The organism is Bradyrhizobium jicamae (genome assembly GCF_018130215.1).
Classification (GTDB): domain Bacteria; phylum Pseudomonadota; class Alphaproteobacteria; order Rhizobiales; family Xanthobacteraceae; genus Bradyrhizobium; species Bradyrhizobium jicamae_A.
Map to the genome: position 1 here is coordinate 37148 of NZ_JAFCKQ010000019.1, position 19751 is coordinate 56898.

The window sequence follows — 19751 nt, forward strand, 5'->3', positions numbered from 1 at the left end:
GCAAGGTCGCGGACCGGTCGCAAGCTTGTCATACAAGACCAAGGTCCAAGAAATCGTCCAAGAGCCGGTCCAAGAACCGGCCTTGGTACCGGCCTTGGTACCGGCCGCAGGGAACAACCAGGGTCACGCAATGGCACAAGCCAACACGGCACAGGCCAAAACCCAGTTCGGCTATCGTCGCCACCCCGATCAGGACCGGGCGGGCGCGAAGATGGCGGAGCATCCGGTCGTCGTGGTCGGCGCCGGCCCGGTAGGTCTCTCGCTCGCCATCGATCTGGCGCAGCGCGGCCAGCGCGTGGTGCTGCTGGACGATGCCGACCGGATCGGCGAAGGCTCGCGAGCGATCTGCTTCTCCAAGCGTTCGCTGGAATTCTGGGACCGCCTTGGTGTCGGCGACCGCATGGTCGACAAGGGCGTGGTGTGGAGCGTCGGCAAGATCTTCCATGGCGCCTCGCAGCTCTATCAGTTCAACCTGCTGCCGGAGGAAGGCCACAAGCGGCCTGCCTTCATCAATCTCCAGCAATTTTATGCCGAGGCCTATCTGGTCGATCGGGTCGAGCAGCTGCCTGGGATCGATCTGCGCTGGCGCAACAAGGTGATCGCGCTGGAGAGCCGCAATGACGGCGTCGCGCTGACCATTGCGACACCCGACGGTTCCTACCAGGTGCATGCCGGCTTCGTCGTCGCCTGCGACGGCGCCCGTTCGTCGCTGCGGCAGATGGTCGGTGCTGATTTCGCCGGCCAGGTGTTCGAGGACCAGTTCCTGATTGCCGACGTCAAGATGACCGCGGCGTTTCCGACCGAACGCTGGTTCTGGTTCGATCCGCCGTTCCACGCCGGCCGCTCGGCGCTGCTGCACAAGCAGCCGGACGACATCTGGCGCATCGATCTGCAGCTCAATCCGGACGCCGATCCGGTGGCCGAGAAGCGGCCGGAGAATGTGCGGCCACGGATCGAGCGCATGCTCGGGCATGACAAGTTCGAGTTCGAATGGATCTCGCTGTACAAGTTCCAGTGCCGGCGGATGGCCAAGTTCATCCACGGACGGGTGATCTTCGCCGGCGATTCCGCGCATCAGGTCTCGCCGTTCGGCGCGCGCGGCGCCAATTCCGGGCTCGAGGATGCCGAGAATCTGGCCTGGAAGCTTGACCGCGTGCTGCGCGGGATCTCGCCGGAAGGGCTGTTGGAGAGCTATCACGTCGAGCGCAGCGCCGCGGCGGACGAGAACATCCGCGAATCGACCCGCTCGACCGATTTCATGGCGCCGGTGACGCGGCAGGAGGCGCGGCTGCGTGAGGCGGTGCTGTCGCTCGCCAGGGACACCGAGTTCGGCAAGCGCATGGTCAATGGCGGCCGGCTCTCGGTACCCTCGATCTATGACACGCCGCTGTCGACCGGGGATCAGGACCAGTGGCGCGGTGGCCCGCGGCCCGGCGCCTCGATGCCGGATGCGCCGATGACGTCGCGGGACGGCGGGTCCACCTATCTCACCGAGGCTTTCATCAGGCAGGGAACGCGCTTCACGCTGCTCGCGTTCAGCAATGGTGCTGACGTCGCCGTGCCCGATGGTGTCGGCACGATCCGTGTCGGCGGCGACGACGGGCTGGTCGACGCCAAGGGATTGGCCGGCCGGCGCTACGACGCGGTGCCCGGCACCGCCTATCTGCTGCGGCCGGACGGCTATGTCGCTGCACGATTCCGGAAAGCCTCGCGGCCGGCGCTCGACGCTGCGCTGGCGCGCGCATCCGGCCAGAACTGAGGTGTCGCCGATGGCGCTGTCGACCAGCTCGAACTTCGCACGGCCCGACGATGCGTTCCGCGCCGTCGTCGAGGCGCATCGCGGCCTCACCGACGCGCAGAGCGCCGATCTGGACGCCGCGCTGGTCCTGGTGCTCGCCAACCATATCGGCGACATCGACGTGCTGCGCGAGGCGATCGCGCTGGCGAAGCGGCGCCTGCTAGACGCCAGCCAGCAGCAACAACAGCAACAGCAATAGCGACAGACAGGATTGAACTGATGGCCAAAGGTTTTGCCTCGACCACCGACCTCACCGAGAAGAAGGTCACCTTCTCCGAGATCGGCACCGATCTCTATGCCTTCACTGCGGAGGGCGATCCCAACACCGCCGTCATCGTCGGCGACGACGGCTGCCTCGTATTCGACGCACAGGCGACGCCTGCGATGGCGAACAAGGTGATCGAGCGCGTGCGCAAGGTGACCGACAAGCCGATCAAATACGTCGTGCTGTCGCACTATCACGCCGTGCGCGTGCTCGGCGCGTCCGCCTACAAGGCGCAGGGCATCGTCGCCTCGCAGGAGACCTATCGTCTGATCCAGGAGCGCGGCCAGCAGGACTGGGATTCCGAATATGGCCGCTTTCCGCGGCTGTTCCAGGACGCCGCCAGCATTCCCGGCCTGACCTGGCCGACCCTGACCTTCGAGGGCGAGATGTCGATCTATCTCGGCAAGCGCGAGGTGCGGCTGATGCAGCTCGGTGCCGGCCACACCTCCGGCGACATCGTCGCCTGGGTGCCGGACGCCGAGGTGATGTTCTCCGGCGACCTGATCGAATACCACTCGGCCTGCTATTGCGGCGACGCGCACTTGCGCGAATGGCCGATGACGCTGAACGAGATCCGCGCCTTCAATCCGAAGGCGATCGCGCCCGGCCGCGGTGATGCGCTGACCGGCCTCGCCACCACGCGCGAAGCGATCGCGATGACCCGCGACTTCGTCAACACGCTCTATGGTGCCGCGGAGGCGTCGGTCGCCAAGGGCCGCAGCCTGAAGGAATCGATGGCTGCGACGCGCGAAGTGATGGATCCGAAGTTCTCGAGCTTTGCGATCTACGAGCACTGCCTGCCGTTCAACGTCTCGCGCGCCTATGACGAGGCGTCCGGGATCGATGACCCCGTGATCTGGACCGACAAGCGCGACCAGGAAATGTGGGCCGCCCTGCAAGGAGGAGGATAGTCATGAACATCAACGCCTCGCCTGATCAGATCGTCCGCAGCTCCGGACAGGTGACGCCGGGCTACATGTCCGGCTTCGGCAACAGCTTCGAGACCGAGGCGCTGCCCGGCGCGCTGCCGATGGGCCGCAACTCGCCGCAACGCTGCGCCTACGGTCTCTATGCCGAGCAGCTCTCCGGCTCGCCGTTCACCGCTCCGCGCGGCACCAATGAGCGTTCCTGGCTCTATCGTATCCGCCCGTCGGTGCGGCACTCCGGCCGCTTCGCCAAGGCCGATGCCGGGTTGTGGCGCACCGCGCCGTGCCACGAATACGAGATGCCGATCGCGCAGCTGCGCTGGGACCCGGCGCCGATCCCGAAGGAGGACATGACGTTCCTGCAGGGCGTGCAGACCATGACCACGGCGGGTGACGCCAACACCCAGGCCGGCATGGCGGCGCATATCTATCTCATCACCAAATCGATGGTGGACCAGCATTTCTACAATGCCGACGGCGAGATGATGTTCGTGCTGCAGCAGGGAAACGTGCGCTTCGTCACCGAGTTCGGCCGCATCGATGCCGAGCCGGGCGAGATCGTGGTGATCCCGCGTGGCGTCAAGTTCCGGGTCGAGATCCCGGCAGGGCCGGCGCGCGGCTATCTCTGCGAAAACTACGGCGGCGCGTTCACGCTGCCGGAGCGCGGCCCGATCGGCGCCAACTGCCTCGCCAATTCGCGCGACTTCCTGACGCCGGTCGCTGCCTATGAGGACAAGGACACCCCGACCGAGCTCTTCGTGAAGTGGGGCGGCGCGCTGTTCAAGACCACGCTGCCGCATTCACCCATCGACGTGGTGGCATGGCACGGCAATTACGCGCCGTACAAATATGACCTGCGCACCTTCTCGCCGGTCGGCGCGATCGCCTTCGATCATCCCGATCCGTCGATCTTCACGGTGCTGACCTCGCCATCGGAGACCGCGGGCACCGCCAATATCGACTTCGTGATCTTCCCGGAGCGCTGGATGGTGGCCGACAACACCTTCCGTCCGCCGTGGTACCACATGAACATCATGTCGGAGTTCATGGGCCTGATCTACGGCGTCTACGACGCCAAGCCGCAAGGCTTCGTCCCCGGCGGCATCTCGCTCCACAATTGCATGCTGCCGCACGGCCCCGACCGTGAGGCGTTCGAGCATGCCAGCAACAGCGAGCTGAAGCCGGTGAAGCTGACCGGCACCATGGCGTTCATGTTCGAGACCCGTTTCCCGCAGCGCGTGACCGAGCACGCGGCGAAATCGTCGACGCTGCAGGACGATTATTCGGACTGCTGGAAGGGACTCGAGAAGAAGTTCGATCCGAGCAAGCCGTAGTCTTGTCACCGCCTGCGAGACCGCTATGGCCGGGTTCGGCCATGGCGGCGTAAACCGGAGGAAATTGTGCCCCACCCGAACGATCCCAAACTCCGCTCCTTCATCGACGTCGCGCCCACCTCCGACTTCCCGATCCAGAACCTGCCCTATGGCGTGTTCTCGTCGAAGGACGGCCTCGCGCCGCGGGTCGGCGTCGCGATAGGCGATTATGTGCTCGATCTCTGGGAGCTCGAGCAGGATTCGCGGCTCGACGTCGGGCCGCTCGGCGTGTTCTCGCAGCCGTCGCTCAACGCCTTCATGGCGCTCGGACCCAAAGTATGGTCAGCGACGCGGGCGCGGATCAGCGAACTGCTGCGCTCCGACCATCCGGAGCTGCGCGACAACAGGGAATTGCGGGCGCGGGCGCTGGTGCCGATGGCTGACGTGAAGCTGCACATGCCGTTCACGGTCGCCGGCTACACCGATTTCTATTCATCGAAGGAGCACGCCACCAATGTCGGCGTCATGTTCCGCGGCAAGGACAATGCGCTGCAGCCGAACTGGCTGCACATGCCGATTGGCTACAACGGCCGCGCGTCGACCGTGGTGGTGTCGGGCACCAGGGTGCGACGCCCGCGCGGGCAGCTGAAGCCGCCGGCTGCCGAGGTGCCGAGCTTCGGCCCGTGCAAGCGGCTCGATTTCGAACTCGAAATGGGTGTCGTCGTTGGACAGGCGTCAGCGATGGGCGAGATGCTCACCGAGAAGCAGGCCGAGGAGATGATCTTCGGCTTCGTCATCCTCAACGACTGGAGCGCGCGCGATATCCAGCAATGGGAATATGTGCCGCTCGGTCCGTTCCAGGCCAAGGCATTCGCGACCTCGGTCAGCCCATGGGTGGTGACGCGCGAGGCGCTGGAGCCGTTCCGGATGCAGGGGCCGGCGCAGCAGCCCGAGCCGCTCGCCTATCTGAAGCAGGCGCAGCCGAACAATTACGACCTCGCGCTCGATGTTGCGCTGCGCGGCGGCGCGATGAACGAGGCGAAGACGATCTGCAGCACCAATTTCAAGTACATGTACTGGTCGTCGGTGCAGCAGCTCGTGCATCACGCTTCATCTGGCTGCGCGATGAATGTCGGCGACCTCTTGGGGTCCGGCACCATTTCCGGGCCGGAGAAGCATCAGCGTGGCAGTCTTCTGGAGATCAGCTGGAACGGTACCGAGCCGGTCGAGCTTGGTGGCGACGTCAAGCGCTCGTTCCTTGAGGACGGCGATTCGCTCGCGATGCGCGGCTGGTGCCAGGGCGACGGCTATCGTGTCGGATTCGGCGAGGTCGAGGGAACGATCGTCGCGGCGGAATGATCAATGACAGGGGAGGAGCTCAACGCTCCTCAGGCCTGATATCCCTCAGCCGCGCCGAATGCGCCGCGCACTCCTCGGCGCTGTACTTCAGATGCACTCGCTTGTCTGACGGCGGTTGCCTTGCCGTGCACACGCCCGTCCGCCATTCCTTCGCCGGCCGGATCGGGCGAGGCGCAAAGCCGCCGCCGCAGTTCGGGCAGACATTGCCGAGCTTCTGTTCCGCGCACTCCGCACAGAACGTGCATTCATACGAACAGATCCGCGCATCCGTTGCACTTGGCGGCAGGTCCTTGTCGCAATACTCACAGTTCGGTCGCAGTTGCAGTGCCATGGTCGTTCCTCTTGTCAGGGCGATGATGGCAAATCACGCCGCACCGGCGAATGGCGTATTTCCCTCGATTTGCGCCACTACCCCGGCAGGACCTTGAGCGGCAGTTTCGAGCTCTCCTTCAAGCGATCCAGCACGATCGTTGAACGCACATGGGCGACGCTCTGGTGCGGCATCAGCACGTTGTTGACGATGTCGGACAGGCTCTTCAGATCGCGCAGCATCACCTTGAGCACGTAGTCGGCATCGCCCGTCAGCGCGTAGGCCTCCTGGATCTCGTCGACGCGGTTGACCAACTCGCGAAACCGCTTGGCGTTGTCGGGCGAATGGGTCGCCAGCGTGATGTGGATGAAGGCAATCAGGCCGAAGCCGAGCGCCTCGCCGGCGAGGTCGGCGTGGTAGCCGGAGATCACCTTCTCTTCCTCCAGGCGCATCCGTCGGCGCGAGCATTGCGAGGCAGAGAGGCCGACGAGGTCGGCCAGCTGCTGGTTGGTCAGCCGGCCGTCGTCCTGCAGGGCGGCGAGCATTTTGAGATCGAAGGCATCAACTTCGGTCATGCGTCAAATGTCCATATCATGCACAAAGCGTGCATGATTCTAGCAAAATGCGGGTCATTTTGCACGCACATTGCGTGCAAAACGGCGGAAATTGACCCCAGCCAAATCAGGGAGAGTCCGCCATGGGTCCGTTTCCGCACGATGCACCGCCGGCCGAAATCAGCGCCGACAATCCGATGGGCACCGACGGCTTCGAGTTTGTCGAATATGCCCACCCCAACCCGGAAGAGCTGCACGCGCTGTTCAAGCTGATGGGCTTCGTTCCGGTCGCCCGCCACAAGAGCAAGGCGATCACCGTCTATCGCCAGGGCGACATCAACTATCTCGTCAATGAAGAGCCGGGAACGCACGGCTACGACTTCGTCGCAGCGCACGGACCGTGCGCGCCGTCGATGGCGTTCCGCGTGGTCGACGCGCAGTTGGCCTATCAACGCGCAATCTCGCTCGGTGCCGAGCCGGCCGATGCTTCGTCGGCGCGGAAGACGCTCGATGTGCCCGCGATCAAGGGCATCGGCGGCAGCCTGCTCTATTTCGTCGATCGCTACGGCGCCAAGGGCTCCGCCTATGATGCCGAGTTCGACTGGCTCGGCACGGCCAATCCGCGGCCCGCAGGATCCGGGCTGTATTACGTCGACCATCTCACCCACAACGTCCATCGCGGCCGCATGGATGTCTGGACCGGCTTCTACGCCAGGCTGTTCAATTTCCGCCAGATCCGATTCTTCGACATCGAGGGCCGCGCCTCGGGCCTGTTCTCCCGCGCGCTGACCAGCCCGGACGGCAAGATCCGGATTCCGATCAACGAGGACGCCGGCGATTCCGGGCAGATCGAGGAATATCTCAACACCTATCGCGGCGAGGGCATCCAGCACATCGCCTGCGGCGCGCGCGACATCCACCGCACGGTCGAGACGCTGCGCGAGGCCGGCCTTCCGTTCATGCCGTCACCGCCCGGCACCTATTTCGAGCGAATCGATGCGCGCCTGCCCAAGCACGGCGAGGACGTCGCGCGGCTGCAGACCAACGGCATCCTGATCGATGGCGAGGGCGTGGTCGACGGGGGCCAGACCAAGGTGCTGCTGCAGATCTTCTCGGCGAACGCGATCGGGCCGATCTTCTTCGAATTCATCCAGCGCAAGGGCGACGATGGATTCGGCGAAGGCAATTTCAAGGCGCTGTTCGAATCGATCGAGGAAGACCAGATCCGCCGCGGCGTGCTCAAGGTCGATCACGCCGCGTAAGAGGGTTTGGCTTGCGAAGAGCGCGTGCGGGTGGGGTTATTTCCCCACCGCCAGCTCCGTGTGCACCAGCTTCACCCAATAGGCCGCGCCGAGCGCAAGGATCTCGTCGTTGAAATCATAGCCGGGCGTGTGGACGTTGTGGAACGAGCCGTCGGCCGCCACGCCATTGCCGATGATGATGAAGCCGCCGGGCTTCGCCTCCAGCATGAAGGCGAAATCCTCTGAGCCGGTGGCCGGCGGAACGTTGCCGTCCACATGGTCCGCGCCGACCAGGTCGGACGCCGCTGTGATCGAGATGTCGGTCTGCTCGGCATGGGTGATGAGCGGCGGATAGCGGCGATTGTAGATCACCTCGGCGGTGCAGCCGAACGCCGCCGCCTGCGACTGCGCCAGCGCCGTCAGGCGCGCTTCCAGCAGATCGCGGATATGCGGCTTGTAGGAGCGCGCGGTGCCGGTGATCGTCACCTTTGAGGGAATGATGTTGGGCGAGCCGGGATCGCCGCCCATGATCGAGCCGACGCTGACGACGGCCGTCTCGATCGCGGGCACGTTGCGGCTGACGATGGTTTGCATCGCCATGATGAACTGCGCCGTCGGCAGCGTGGGGTCGGTCGCCAGGTGAGCGCCGGCGCCGCCATGGCCGCCGGTGCCGTGGAAATTCACTTCCCAGCTGTCGCTCGCCGCCAGGAACGGCCCGATCCGGGTGCCGAAATGTCCGACCGGGACGCCTGGGAAGTTGTGCATGCCGTAGACGGCATCGACCGGGAATTTGTCGAACAGGCCTTCCTCGACCATGACCTTGCCGCCGCCGAGGCCTTCCTCCGCGGGCTGGAAGATGAAGTTCACGGTGCCCCCGAAGTCGGGATTTTCCGAGAGATAGCGCGCGGCGCCGAGCAGCATCGCAGTGTGGCCGTCATGACCGCACGCATGCATCTTGCCCGATACGGTCGAGCCATAGTCGCGCCCCGGCACTTCCTGGATATGCAGCGCGTCGAGATCGGCGCGCAGCCCGACGGCGCGCTGGCCGGGCAGGCGGCCCTTCAGCGTGGCGACCACGCCGGTCTTGGCGATCCCCTCGGTCACCTCGAGCCCGAAAGATCGCAGCTTGTCGGCGACCAGGGCTGCGGTCTTGTTTTCCTCGAACCCGACTTCGGGGTTGCGGTGGATCTGATGGCGGATGTCGATCATTTCCGCCTCATGCGCCCTGAGCGCGGTCACCAGGGGATGTTCTGTCATGGCGAAGCTCCTGCTCGAGTCAGTTCGATGCGCCGGCCAGCGCAGCGGTCGGCTTGGAATCCTGCGGCTTGCCTTTCAGCGTCTCCGGCACCTTGATCGCCAAGGTCCCGATCACGCTGATCACGCTCATGATGATCACGTACCAGACCCACGACAGCTTATCGCCGGTGGCGGAGATGATCCAGGTAAACACGATCTGCGCGGTGCCGCCGAAGATCGTCACGCCCAGCGCGTAGGCGATCGAGAGCCCCGCGGTTCGCACGGCGGAGGGGAAGATGATCGGAATGAGAACGATGCCGGCGCCGGAGGCCATGGCGTGGAGCGTCATCAGGCTGGCGGCCACGATCACGAAGACCAGCGGCGAACCTGACGAAATCACCAGATGCAAGGCCGGGTAGAACAACAGCGTCACGATCAGGCGCGGGATGATGGCGATCGATTTCACACCGTATTTGTCCGCCAGCGCGCCGCCGACCAGCGAGAAGATCGCTCCGCTCACGGCCGTCGCCAGGCTCGCGGCCATCGACCAGCCCTGGCTGTAATGCAGCGTGCTGATCGCGTAGGTCGCCGTGTACAGGAAGAAATACTGGGAGATGGTTCCTCCGGAGATCAGCAGGATGCAGAGCAGGATCTTCTGCCAGTGGTTCGCGGCCAGGTCAGATAGCACCTGCCCCATGCTGCCATGGGCCTCCTCGGCATCCATCGTCTCGTCGAGGTTGCGCCTGATGTAGTAGCCGACCGGCGCGATCAGGATGCCGAGCAGGAAGGGCACCCGCCAGCCCCAGCTGTCGGTGGCGCCGGGCGTGATCATGAGCGCCAGCGCCAACCCGACCAGGCCCGAGATCACGCCGCCCAAATTCTGGCTGGCAAGCTGCCAGCTGCCGAAGAAGCCCTTGCGGTGCGCGGGCGCACTTTCCAGCAGGTAGGTCGTTGCGGGCCCCATCTCGCCGCCGGCGGAGAAACCCTGCAACAGGCGCGCGAACACCAGCAGGATCGGCGCGAGCACGCCGATCTGCTGATAGGTCGGCAACAGCCCGATCATGCCGCTGCCGAGCGCCATCATCCAGATCGTCAGCGTCATCGCGGGTCGCCGGCCGAACCGGTCGGCATAGGCGCCGATCAGGATTCCTCCGAGCGGACGGGCCACGAACCCGACGCCGAAGGTTGCCACCGACAGCAGCAGGCTGGTGCTGGGATTTTCCGCAGGGAAGAATGCCTTGGCGAGCCAGACCGCGAATGCCGCGTAGACCGTGAAGTCATAGAACTCCAGCGCATTGCCCAGGATCGCAGCGCCGACGCGCATGGCTTGCGACGGAGGTGGACGGTCGTCTGGCATAGTGTTCATTGGCATACGGTCCCTGATGCGCTTCTTGTCATCCCACTGACAAGAAGCAAGAGGTTCGCCGTAATGCAATGGTCTTTCGCGCGCTAAATGGGCAGTGCGCCTGCCGGATTCTCCGACAGGTGCGCCCGCCGCCTCTAGCCCTTGGCCTTCCAGGCGCTGGTCACGTCGCCAATGCTTGCCATCTCGGGCTCGCGGATCGCGGATGGGGTGCGCGAGAAGCGCGGCGCCGGCGCCGGCTGGGTCACCCCGTGGCGTTCGACGAACACGTTCCGTGCGGCCATGTGCGGATGCTTCGGTGCTTCCTCCATGGTCAGGATCGGCGCGAAGCAGATGTCGGTGCCTTCCATGATCTTGCACCAGTCCGCGCGGGACTTGCTCTTGAAGACCTTGGTCAGCTTCTCCTTCAGCGCGGGCCACGCCTTGCGGTCCATCTGCGCGTCGAAATCGGCATCGGTCAGGTCGGCGTGCTTGCGCAGCAAGGCGTAGAACTGCGGCTCGATCGAGCCGATCGAGATGAAGTTGCCGCAGGAGCACTCATAGACGCCGTAGAAATGCGCGCCGCCGTCGAGGAAGTTCTGGTCGCGTCCGCCGCTCCAGCGGCCGCTTGCACTCATGTCGTAGAACATCGACATCAATGACGCTGCGCCGTCGCACATCGCGGTGTCGACCACCTGGCCCTTGCCGGACTTCTGCGCTTCGAGCAGCGCGGCGAGCACGCCGACGACGAGATAGAGCGCGCCGCCACCGAAATCGCCGACCAGGTTGAGGGGCGGCACCGGCTTCTCCTTGGTTCCGATCGCGGCCAGGGCGCCCGTGATCGAGATGTAATTGATGTCGTGGCCTGCGGCGTTCGCCAGCGGGCCTTCCTGGCCCCAGCCGGTCATGCGGCCATAGACCAGCCTCGGATTGCGCGCGAGCACGACGTCGGGGCCGAGCCCGAGCCGTTCCATCACACCGGGGCGAAAGCCTTCGATCAGCGCATCGGCGTGGCTGAGCAGATCGAGCACTTCTGCGATCGCAGCCTTGTTCTTGAGGTCCAGCTCGATCACCTTGCGGCCACGCGTCGCCACCGCCTTCAGGTTCTTGCCGGCGCCGATGCGGTCGAGCGTGATCACCTCGGCGCCCATGTCGGCGAGCAGCATGCAGGCGAACGGTCCGGGCCCGATGCCGGCGAATTCGACGATGCGAAAGCCAGAGAGCGGACCGGACGCGCGGACGGCGGCTTGGGAGGCTGGTTTATCGAGCACGTTGTTGTTCCGTTGGTTGCTGGGGTTTGGCGGCGTTTCCGAACCGCCCGCGGGACGGTATTTTTAATTAGCTGATTAGCTAAATTGTCTCGCCGAATGCGGCATGTGGCAAGCATCTTTTGCCGGAAACTGCCGGTAAAACGCGAACGGCGCGCATTGCTGCGCGCCGCTTGGCTACTTGTGTCTAGGCGCTGCCGGAGCGTCTTCAAGCGAAGCGGATACCGGTTCGCGTGAAGAAAACGCGTCAAGCAAGAAGACAGAGCTCCGTTCCGATTGCATCGGAACGGAAGTAGCTCTAGCCGGCCGCGGCCACCGCGCGCTGTCCCATCACCTTCACCAGGTTGGCGCGGTACTCGGCCGAGCCGTGGATGTCGGCGAGCAGTCCGTTCGCCGAGATCGTGACACTGTCGAGCGCGCCGGGTGACCAGTTCGCCTTCAGCGCCTGCTCGATCGCGGGCACCCGCATCACGCCGCTTTGCGACGCACCGGTCGCCGCGGCGCTGACGTCGCCCGCCTTGGTTCTGGCGACGAACACACCGGTCAGCGCGAAGCGCGAGGCCGGGTGCCGCATCTTGGCGTAGCCGGCCTTCGCCGGCACCGGGAATGCGACAGCAGTGATGATCTCTCCATCCTCGAGCGCTGTTGAGAACAGGCCCTTGAAGAAATCGCCGGCTGCGATCGCCCGCTTGTTGGTCTTGATCGTCGCGCCGAGTGCCAGCACCGCCGCCGGATAGTCCGCCGCCGGATCGTTGTTGGCGAGCGAGCCGCCGATCGTACCGCGATAGCGCACGGCGGGATCGCCGATCATCGATGCCAGGTTGGCGAGCGCCGGGATCGCCTTCTGCACCGCCTCGCTCTGCGCCACGTCGTAATGCGGCGTGGCGGCCTTGATGGTGACGGTGTCGCCAGATACCTCGATGCCGATCATCTCCTGGATCTTGGAGAGGTCGATCACGTCGGACGGCGCGGCGAGCCGCTGCTTCATCACGGGAAGCAGGGTTTGGCCGCCGGCAAGGAATTTTGATTCCTTGCCCTTGGCGAAAGTGGCTGCGGCGTCAGGGACCGAGGAAGCGCGGTGATAGTTTGTCTCGTACATAGCTCTTCCTCCCTCAACCGTGAATGGCGTGCCAGACGCGGTCGGGCGTCGCCGGCATTTCCAGCTTGTTGTTGCCGATGGCGTCCGTGATCGCGTTGATCACGGCAGCCGAGGCGCCGATCGCGCCGGCCTCGCCGCAGCCCTTGACGCCGAGCGGGTTGCCCGGACACAGCGTCGTGGTGTGCGAGAGCTTGAACGACGGCAAGTCGTCCGCCCGCGGCATGGTGTAGTCCATGAACGACGCGGTCACGAGCTGACCGGTGCCGTCATAGACCGCGCCTTCGAGCAGTGCCTGGCCGATGCCCTGCGCGAGACCGCCGTGAACCTGGCCCTCGACAATCATCGGGTTGATCAGCCGGCCGAAATCGTCGGCCGCCACGAAGTTGACGAAGGAGGTCTTGCCGGTGCCCGGATCGACCTCGAGCTCGCAGATGTAAGCGCCGGCCGGGAAGGTGAAGTTGGTCGGGTCGTAGAACGCCGTCTCCTTCAGCCCCGGCTCCATGCCATCGGGCAGGTTGTGCGCGGTGTAGGCGGCGAGCGCGACCATCGGCAATGCGATCGACTTGTCGGTGCCGGTGACCTTGAACTCGCCGTTCTCGATCACGATGTCGCTCTCGGACGCCTCGAGCGCATGCGCCGCGATCTTCTTGGCCTTGGCCTCGACCTTTTCCATCGCCTTCACGATTGCCGCACCGCCGACCGCGATCGAGCGCGAGCCGTAGGTGCCCATGCCGAACTGCACCTTGTCGGTGTCGCCATGGACGATCGAGACCTGGCTGAGCGGCACGCCGAGACGATCGGAGATGATCTGCGCGAACGAAGTCTCGTGGCCCTGGCCATGGCTGTGCGTGCCGGTGAGCACCTCGATGGTGCCGACCGGATTGACGCGGATCTCGGCCGATTCCCACAGGCCGACGCCGGCGCCAAGGCTGCCGACGGCCTTCGACGGCGCAATGCCGCAAGCCTCGATGTAGCAGGAGACGCCGATGCCGCGCAGCTTGCCGTCGGCCTTCGCCTTGGCCTTGCGGGCCGGGAAGCCGGCATAGTCGATGGCCTTCATCGCAGCATCGATCGAGGCGTTGAAGTCACCGATGTCATACGCCATGATGACAGGCGTCTGATACGGGAACTGGGTGATGAAGTTCTTCTTGCGCAGCTCGGCCGGATCGACCTTCAACTGCCGCGCCGCAGTTTCCATCATCCGCTCGAGCAGATAGCTCGCCTCGGGACGGCCGGCGCCGCGATAGGCATCGACCGGCGTGGTGTTGGTGTAGACGCCCATCACCTCCGCATAGATCGCCGGGATCACGTACTGGCCCGACAGCAGCGTCGCATAGAGATAGGTCGGCACCGCCGAAGAGAACAGCGACATGTAGGCGCCGAAATTGGCGTAGGTCTTGACCCGAAGCCCAAGGATCTTGTTGTCCTTGTCGAACGCCATCTCGGCCTTCGAGACATGGTCGCGGCCATGCGCGTCGGTGAGGAAGGCTTCGGTGCGGTCGCCGGTCCATTTCACCGGGCGGCCAACCTTCTTCGAGGCCCACAGCGCCACCATTTCTTCGGGATAAATGTAGATCTTCGAACCGAAGCCGCCGCCGACATCGGGCGCGATCACGCGCAGCTTGTTCTCGGGCGCGATGTTGTAGAACGCCGAGAGCACCAGGCGGGCGACGTGCGGGTTCTGCGACGTGGTGTAGAGCGTGAAGTGCTCCTCGGCCTGGTCATAGTGCGCGACCGCGGCGCGCGGCTCCATCGCGTTCGGCACCAGGCGATTGTTGGTGAGCTCGAGCGTCACCACATTGGCGGCCTTGCCGAACGCGTCCTTGACTGCGGCCTCGTCGCCGAGATGCCAGTCATAGACAACGTTGCCGGGGGCTTCGGGGTGCAGTTGTGCCGCGCCCGGCTTGATCGCGGCCTTGACGTCTGCCACCGCGGAAAGCTCTTCGTAGTCGACGACGACAGCCTCGGCCGCGTCCCTTGCCTGATTCTTGGTCTCGGCGATCACGACCGCGACCGCCTGTCCGACGAAGCGCACGGTCTCCGGCGCCATCGCCGGCCACGCGCCCATTTTCATCGGCGATCCGTCCTTCGAAGTGATTGCCCATCCGCAGATCAGATTGCCGACCTTGTCGTCGACGATCTGCTGCCCGGTCAGCACTGCGATCACGCCGGGCATCTTCATGGCCTCGGCTGAATCGATGCCCTTGACCTTGGCATGTGCATGCGGGCTGCGGATGAAGTGAGCGTAGCTCATGCCCACCATCTTGACGTCGTCGACGTAACGCCCTTGTCCCGTTATGAAGCGGCGATCTTCCTTGCGCACGACGCTTGCGCCAATTCCTTCAACACCCATTGTCTAGTCCTCCCGACCGGAGATTTCGTTTTCCCGCCGTATCCATCGAGCCGGCGGTGATGAGCTTGATTCTGTGTGGCCTGCAGGCAGCTATTCGGCGGCCTGCGCGACCTTCATGCGGCCTGCGGCATCGAGCACGGCCTTGACGATGTTGTGGTAGCCGGTGCAGCGGCAGATATTGCCCTCGAGCTCGTGGCGGACGGTTTCCTCGTCGAGCTTGCCGCCATGGCGGTGCACAATATCGACCGCGGACATGATCATGCCGGGCGTGCAATAGCCGCACTGCAGGCCGTGATTGTCGCGGAAGGCCGCCTGCATCGGGTGGAGCTCGCCGCCCTTGGCGAGGCCTTCGATGGTGGTGACGTTCGAGCCCGCGGCCTGGCCGGCGAGCATGGTGCAGGATTTGACCGCCCGACCGTCGACATGGACGACGCAGGCACCGCACTGGCTGGTATCGCAGCCGACATGGGTGCCGGTCAGGTTCAGGTTTTCGCGCAAGAGATGCACGAGGAGGGTCCGGTCCTCAACGTCGACCGAGACCGCCCTGCCGTTTACCGTCAGTTTGACTGTAGACACGCGTTCCTCCCAAAGGTCTCATTAACGGCCCACTAGAGCACGCTTCATGGGGGGCGTAACCGCGATCAAAGTCGTAGTCGTGACCTTGTCACGAAGCGCGCCGGGCCTTGTGTTTCGATCCTAGCAGGCAGCTCTTGAATGGGCAATTTGCAAGCGCGGACGGATGGTCAGGCGCGCGGGATTCTCGGTGCTCGCGATCGCCGGACTGCACGCGTGACGCGCCGCATTCCCGTCGCCACGATGGCTACTACCTTCCGCCTATAACGACCAAAAAGTGTTGCTGTCATCTTCGTTGCCGATGCAGCGACGCAAGATCGCGCGTTCATGAAAATTGGGTAGCGAGCCACGTCCGCGATGCACGCATCGCGGCAACGAAACCATTTTGTCTGGAGGAAGCAATGAAGCCTAGGAGCGGGATTTTCTTTGCCGGCGCGTCGCTGGTCGCGATGCTGATCGCAGGTGTTGGCGCGTCGAGGGCCAATGATTCAGTCATGAAGGCGGAGTCCGATCCGAATGGATGGGCGGTCGCCGGCCACGACTACGGCAATACGCGCTTCAGCCCGTTGAAGCAGATCAATTCCGAGAATGCCGGCAAGCTGCAGCTGGTTTACTCGATGTCACTGGCCTCGTTGCGCTCCAACGAGTCCTCGCCGGTCGTGATCGGCAAGACGCTCTACGTCTCCACCTCGTGGGGGCCGAAATACGTCTATGCGATCGATGCCGCCACCGGCGCCCGCAAATGGACCTGGCAGCCGGATATTCCCGATGACGTGCTTCAATACGCCTGCTGCGACGTCAACAGCCGCGGCGTGTCCTATGCCGACGGCAAGATCTTCGTCGGCCGGCTCGACGGCAAGCTGACGGCGCTCGATGCCGACACCGGCAAGGAGCTCTGGACCTCGACGGTTGTCGACTACAAGCAGGGTTCGGTGATCACCTCGCCGCCGCTGGTCGTTCGCGACAAGGTCATCACCGGTTTCGGCGGCGGCGAGTACGGCGTTCGCGGCTCGTTGCAGGCGTTCGATCTCAAGACCGGCAAGCTGCTCTGGCAGACCTTCACCGTGCCGGCGCCGGGTGAGCCCGGCAGCGACACCTGGAAGGGTGATACGGGCCTGCACGGCGGCGGCGCCGCCTGGCTGGTCGGCTCCTACGACGCCAAGAGCGACACGGTCTATTGGGGCACCAGCAATCCGGGACCGTGGAATACCGGCGTGCGCTCCACCGGCGACGGCAATTTCGGCAAGCTGACCAACCTCTATACCGCCTCCACGCTCGCGATCGATCCCAACACCGGCAAGATCAAGTGGCATATCCAGGGCACGCCGGCTGACGCCTGGGATTATGACGGCGTCAACGAGCTGCTGCTCGCCGACCTCAAGATCAAGGGGGCGGAGACGCCGGTGCTGATGAAGGCCGACCGCAACGGTTTCTTCTTCGTCGCCAACCGCGAGACCGGCAAGGTGATCTCGGCCGAGAAGTATGTCTTCGCGAACTGGGCCAAGAAGTGGGACATCAACACGATGCGCGCCGAAGAGGATCCCGACAAGCGTCCGGGTCCCGGCCATCCCGCCAAGGACATCTGCCCGAACTTGATCGGCGGCAAGAACTGGCAGCCGATGTCGTTCAACCCCGGGACCGGTCTCGTCTACATCCCGACCAACAATGTCTGCATGGACTGGTCGGTCAGCGACGTGAACTACAAGCGCGGCGTGTTCTATCTCGGCGCCGAATTCCCGACCAAGGAAGGTCCCGGCGGCTTCCTCGGCGAACTCGTGGCCTGGGATCCGATCGCCAACAAGAAGGTGTGGAGCATCAAGGAAGACCTGCCCTTCAATGGCGGCACGCTGACGACAGGCGGCAATCTCGTGTTCTCCGGCAATCTGCACGGCGACTTCCGCGCCATCGATGCCAAGAACGGCAAGGTGCTGTGGAGCAAGAACCTCGGCAGCGGCATCGGCGCCGGCCCTGTGACCTATTCGGTCGACGGCAAGCAGTATGTCGCGATCGTGGTCGGTCGCACCGCGGCCCTGCCGGCCTTCCTCGGCGACATCGGCAAGAAGATGGTTGCGGCAGCACCCGAAGGCGGTTCGCTGTTCGTGTTTGCCCTGCAGTAACCGAAACGGAGGCAACGATGCCCGTGATTTGCATGACCCGAAACGAAGTGCGTAATGCGCGGTTGGGACGAGCGATCCGGACCGTCTTGCTTTCCGCAATGCTGCTGGCGCCGGCCGTCTCGGCCGGCGCCGAAGAGGCAAAACCGCTGCGGCTCTGCGCCGATCCGACCAACCTGCCGTTCTCGAGCGATGATCCGGGCGAGCCGGGCCTCTATCTCGAGATCGGCCAGGCGGTGGCGAAAAAGCTTGGCCGCACCGTGAGCTACAACTGGTACAAGTCGTATTTCGGCAAGCGGACGGTGCGGGAAACGCTGCTCAGCCGGCAATGCGACGCCATGGTCGGCTTGCCCCTGGTCGACGATTTCATGGGTCCGTCGGTGATCTTCTCGAAACCGATCGCCCACGAGGGTTACGCGCTGGTCGCCGCGAAGGATCGCAAGGTCGCCGGCATCGACGATCTCAAGGGATTGCGGGTCGCCGTGCAATATCAGTCGACGCCGCAGAACCTGCTCGCGATGCGCGACGACATCCAGAAGGTCACCGTGCTCAGCCCCGAAGAGGGCATGACGGCGCTCGACCAGGGCAAGGTCGACGTCGCCTTCATCTGGGCGCCGGTGGCGGGCTGGCTCAACAAGACCGCCTATGGCGAAAAGTATCAGGTCGTCTCGACCGAAGGCGACGGCCTGCTGTGGCAGACCGCGATCGGCTTCGCCAGGGCATCCGGCGCGCTGCGTGACGAGGTCGACGGCGTGCTGCCGTCGTTGCAGGCGGAGATCGCGTCCCTGTTTGCCAAATATGGCGTACCGAACGGAACGCCGGTGAAGTTCGGGCAGGCCGACCAGGCCGTGACATCCTCCACCGGAGCGAGCGAGCCCGTGACCGTGGGGCAGGCGACCGCGACCGAGAAGCCGGTCCAGACCGCCGCGGTCGCCGGAGATGCCGCAGCCGGCCGAGAGACGTTCAACGGCACCTGTGCCCATTGCCACGGGCCCGATGCGGTCCAGGCGGAGCGCAAGATCAATCTCAGGCTCCTGAAGCAGCGCTATGCCGACGACATGGAAGCAACGTTCTGGAAGACGGTCCATGACGGGCGGCCGGCCAAGGGCATGCCGGCGTGGAAGGACGTTTTCAGCGACGATGAGCTGAAAAACGTATATGCCTATCTGCAGAGCGTGCAGGAGACCGGCGGGTCGAATTAGCTGCAGGTATTCGAAACATCCGTGCGAGGGTCCTCATGATGGGGTTCCTGATCATCGACGATCACCCATTATTCGGCGAGGCGCTTGGCAATGCCATTCGCATCTCGCATCCGGACGCTCGCGTCTATGAGGCCACCTCGATCAAGGGCGCGCTCAGCATCCTCGCGACCGAGCCGAACATCGACCTGGCGTTGCTCGATCTGCTGCTGCCAGATGTCGTCGGCTTCTCGGGCTTTCAGAAGATCAGGGACCGCTATCCCAGGCTGCCGATCGCCATCGTGTCGAGCGAGGAGGACAAGCATACGATCCGCGAGGCGCTGGAGATTGGTGCGGTCGGCTACCTGCCGAAATCGACCTCGCTCGGCGAGCTCTCGCAGGCGATCGCGCGCGTGCTGAGCGGTTCGGTCTCTGCGCCGCGCGACTTCGTCGCGGCCGGCGCGCTGGAGCAATCGGAGACCGCGCGGACCTTGCGCGAACGGATCCAGAAGCTCACGCCGCAGCAGATCCGCGTCCTGCACCTGATCACGCGCGGCCTGCAGAACCGGGAGATCGCGGCGGAGCTGAAGCTGGCGGAGTCCACCGTCAAGGCGCATGTGACGGAGATCCTGCGCAAATTGAAGCTGTTCAGCCGCAACAAGGCGATCATCGAGCTCGGCAAGATTCCGCTTCCGGTGCCGGATGCCGGTGCCGGCGCGAAACCGGAGAAGACCTCGTAGCTCGTTGCGCCGCAAGGCCGCATCGAGCGCCGGCCTATGGGATGAACCCCGACTTTGAGATAACGTCGTGTCCACGATGGCG

General features: G+C 64.5%; 17 protein-coding genes. 9 read left to right on the forward strand and 8 right to left on the reverse strand.

Translation table 11 applies throughout. The features are described 5' to 3' along the window. Positions 1-130: 130 nt before the first annotated feature. The 5 genes from JQ586_RS20935 (at position 131) to fahA (ending at position 5661) form a co-directional block, all read left to right on the forward strand. Entirely contained in the window at positions 131-1759 is a 1629-nt protein-coding gene (locus JQ586_RS20935) for an FAD-dependent oxidoreductase (RefSeq protein WP_212396501.1), read from the forward strand. A 10-nt stretch (positions 1760-1769) separates the two neighbouring features. After that, positions 1770-1997: a DUF2783 domain-containing protein gene (locus JQ586_RS20940; protein WP_212396502.1), complete on the forward strand. Its 228-nt coding sequence runs from the start codon at positions 1770-1772 to the stop codon at positions 1995-1997. Between the two features lie 20 nt (positions 1998-2017). Further along, positions 2018-2974 carry an MBL fold metallo-hydrolase gene (locus tag JQ586_RS20945; RefSeq protein WP_212396503.1) on the forward strand — a complete coding sequence of 319 codons (957 nt, stop codon included), beginning with the start codon at positions 2018-2020 and terminating at the stop codon, positions 2972-2974. A 2-nt stretch (positions 2975-2976) separates the two neighbouring features. Beyond that, on the forward strand, positions 2977-4323 hold the full coding sequence (gene hmgA / locus JQ586_RS20950) for a homogentisate 1,2-dioxygenase (RefSeq protein WP_212396504.1): 1347 nt from the start codon (positions 2977-2979) through the stop codon (positions 4321-4323). Positions 4324-4389: 66 nt separating this feature from the next. Then, a complete protein-coding gene (gene fahA / locus JQ586_RS20955) occupies positions 4390-5661 on the forward strand; it encodes a fumarylacetoacetase (RefSeq protein ID WP_212396505.1) in 1272 nt (423 codons plus the stop codon). 19 nt (positions 5662-5680) lie between these two features. Here fahA and JQ586_RS20960 read toward each other — a convergent pair whose 3' ends face one another. Together JQ586_RS20960 and JQ586_RS20965 are read right to left on the reverse strand one after the other, a co-directional pair. Then, on the reverse strand, positions 5681-5992 hold the full coding sequence (locus JQ586_RS20960; RefSeq protein ID WP_212396506.1) for a DUF1272 domain-containing protein: 312 nt from the start codon (positions 5990-5992) through the stop codon (positions 5681-5683). Between the two features lie 77 nt (positions 5993-6069). After that, positions 6070-6546, reverse strand: a complete 477-nt coding sequence (locus tag JQ586_RS20965; RefSeq protein ID WP_212396507.1) for an Lrp/AsnC family transcriptional regulator — start codon at positions 6544-6546, stop codon at positions 6070-6072. 122 nt (positions 6547-6668) lie between these two features. On the opposite strand from JQ586_RS20965, the gene hppD reads away from it, so the two are divergent. Further along, on the forward strand, positions 6669-7787 hold the full coding sequence (gene hppD, locus JQ586_RS20970) for a 4-hydroxyphenylpyruvate dioxygenase (protein WP_212396508.1): 1119 nt from the start codon (positions 6669-6671) through the stop codon (positions 7785-7787). 36 nt (positions 7788-7823) lie between these two features. Here hppD and JQ586_RS20975 read toward each other — a convergent pair whose 3' ends face one another. The 6 genes from JQ586_RS20975 to JQ586_RS21000 all read right to left on the reverse strand — a co-directional run bounded on the left by JQ586_RS20975 (position 7824) and on the right by JQ586_RS21000 (position 15640). After that, entirely contained in the window at positions 7824-9023 is a 1200-nt protein-coding gene (locus tag JQ586_RS20975) for a M20 aminoacylase family protein (protein WP_212396509.1), read from the reverse strand. 19 nt (positions 9024-9042) lie between these two features. Further along, the gene (locus JQ586_RS20980; RefSeq protein WP_212396510.1) at positions 9043-10368 is read right to left on the reverse strand and encodes an MFS transporter; all 1326 of its coding nucleotides are present in this window, start codon (positions 10366-10368) and stop codon (positions 9043-9045) included. 134 nt (positions 10369-10502) lie between these two features. Beyond that, a complete protein-coding gene (locus JQ586_RS20985) occupies positions 10503-11615 on the reverse strand; it encodes a CaiB/BaiF CoA-transferase family protein (RefSeq protein WP_212396511.1) in 1113 nt (370 codons plus the stop codon). A gap of 295 nt (positions 11616-11910) precedes the next feature. Beyond that, complete coding sequence (locus JQ586_RS20990) at positions 11911-12711, reverse strand: xanthine dehydrogenase family protein subunit M (protein ID WP_212396512.1); 801 nt, start codon at positions 12709-12711, stop codon at positions 11911-11913. A 13-nt stretch (positions 12712-12724) separates the two neighbouring features. Beyond that, entirely contained in the window at positions 12725-15064 is a 2340-nt protein-coding gene (locus JQ586_RS20995) for a xanthine dehydrogenase family protein molybdopterin-binding subunit (protein WP_212396513.1), read from the reverse strand. Between the two features lie 90 nt (positions 15065-15154). Next, a complete protein-coding gene (locus JQ586_RS21000; RefSeq protein WP_212396514.1) occupies positions 15155-15640 on the reverse strand; it encodes a (2Fe-2S)-binding protein in 486 nt (161 codons plus the stop codon). A 398-nt stretch (positions 15641-16038) separates the two neighbouring features. On the opposite strand from JQ586_RS21000, the gene JQ586_RS21005 reads away from it, so the two are divergent. Genes JQ586_RS21005 through JQ586_RS21015 form a run of 3 tightly spaced genes read left to right on the forward strand, consistent with a single transcriptional unit; the run spans position 16039 to position 19669 of the window. Then, positions 16039-17754, forward strand: coding sequence for a PQQ-dependent dehydrogenase, methanol/ethanol family (locus JQ586_RS21005; protein WP_249147861.1), 1716 nt, complete (start codon positions 16039-16041; stop codon positions 17752-17754). A gap of 32 nt (positions 17755-17786) precedes the next feature. Next, on the forward strand, positions 17787-18953 hold the full coding sequence (locus tag JQ586_RS21010; RefSeq protein ID WP_249147863.1) for a c-type cytochrome: 1167 nt from the start codon (positions 17787-17789) through the stop codon (positions 18951-18953). Between the two features lie 35 nt (positions 18954-18988). Then, entirely contained in the window at positions 18989-19669 is a 681-nt protein-coding gene (locus tag JQ586_RS21015; RefSeq protein WP_212396516.1) for a response regulator transcription factor, read from the forward strand. The last annotated feature ends 82 nt before the right edge of the window (positions 19670-19751 follow it).

Bases quoted from the DNA above. Each gene is read 5' to 3' on its own strand.
- JQ586_RS20945 (WP_212396503.1), top strand. From the start codon at position 2,018: ATGGCCAAAGGTTTTGCCTCGACCACCGACCTCACCGAGAAGAAGGTC.
- JQ586_RS20965 (WP_212396507.1), bottom strand. From the start codon at position 6,546: ATGACCGAAGTTGATGCCTTCGATCTCAAAATGCTCGCCGCCCTGCAG.
- JQ586_RS20980 (WP_212396510.1), bottom strand. From the start codon at position 10,368: ATGAACACTATGCCAGACGACCGTCCACCTCCGTCGCAAGCCATGCGC.
- JQ586_RS20975 (WP_212396509.1), bottom strand. From the start codon at position 9,023: ATGACAGAACATCCCCTGGTGACCGCGCTCAGGGCGCATGAGGCGGAA.
- JQ586_RS20995 (WP_212396513.1), bottom strand. From the start codon at position 15,064: ATGGGTGTTGAAGGAATTGGCGCAAGCGTCGTGCGCAAGGAAGATCGC.
- JQ586_RS20940 (WP_212396502.1), top strand. From the start codon at position 1,770: ATGGCGCTGTCGACCAGCTCGAACTTCGCACGGCCCGACGATGCGTTC.
- JQ586_RS21015 (WP_212396516.1), top strand. From the start codon at position 18,989: ATGATGGGGTTCCTGATCATCGACGATCACCCATTATTCGGCGAGGCG.
- JQ586_RS21010 (WP_249147863.1), top strand. From the start codon at position 17,787: ATGACCCGAAACGAAGTGCGTAATGCGCGGTTGGGACGAGCGATCCGG.
- JQ586_RS20935 (WP_212396501.1), top strand. From the start codon at position 131: ATGGCACAAGCCAACACGGCACAGGCCAAAACCCAGTTCGGCTATCGT.
- JQ586_RS20960 (WP_212396506.1), bottom strand. From the start codon at position 5,992: ATGGCACTGCAACTGCGACCGAACTGTGAGTATTGCGACAAGGACCTG.
- JQ586_RS21005 (WP_249147861.1), top strand. From the start codon at position 16,039: ATGAAGCCTAGGAGCGGGATTTTCTTTGCCGGCGCGTCGCTGGTCGCG.
- hmgA (WP_212396504.1), top strand. From the start codon at position 2,977: ATGAACATCAACGCCTCGCCTGATCAGATCGTCCGCAGCTCCGGACAG.
- JQ586_RS20990 (WP_212396512.1), bottom strand. From the start codon at position 12,711: ATGTACGAGACAAACTATCACCGCGCTTCCTCGGTCCCTGACGCCGCA.
- hppD (WP_212396508.1), top strand. From the start codon at position 6,669: ATGGGTCCGTTTCCGCACGATGCACCGCCGGCCGAAATCAGCGCCGAC.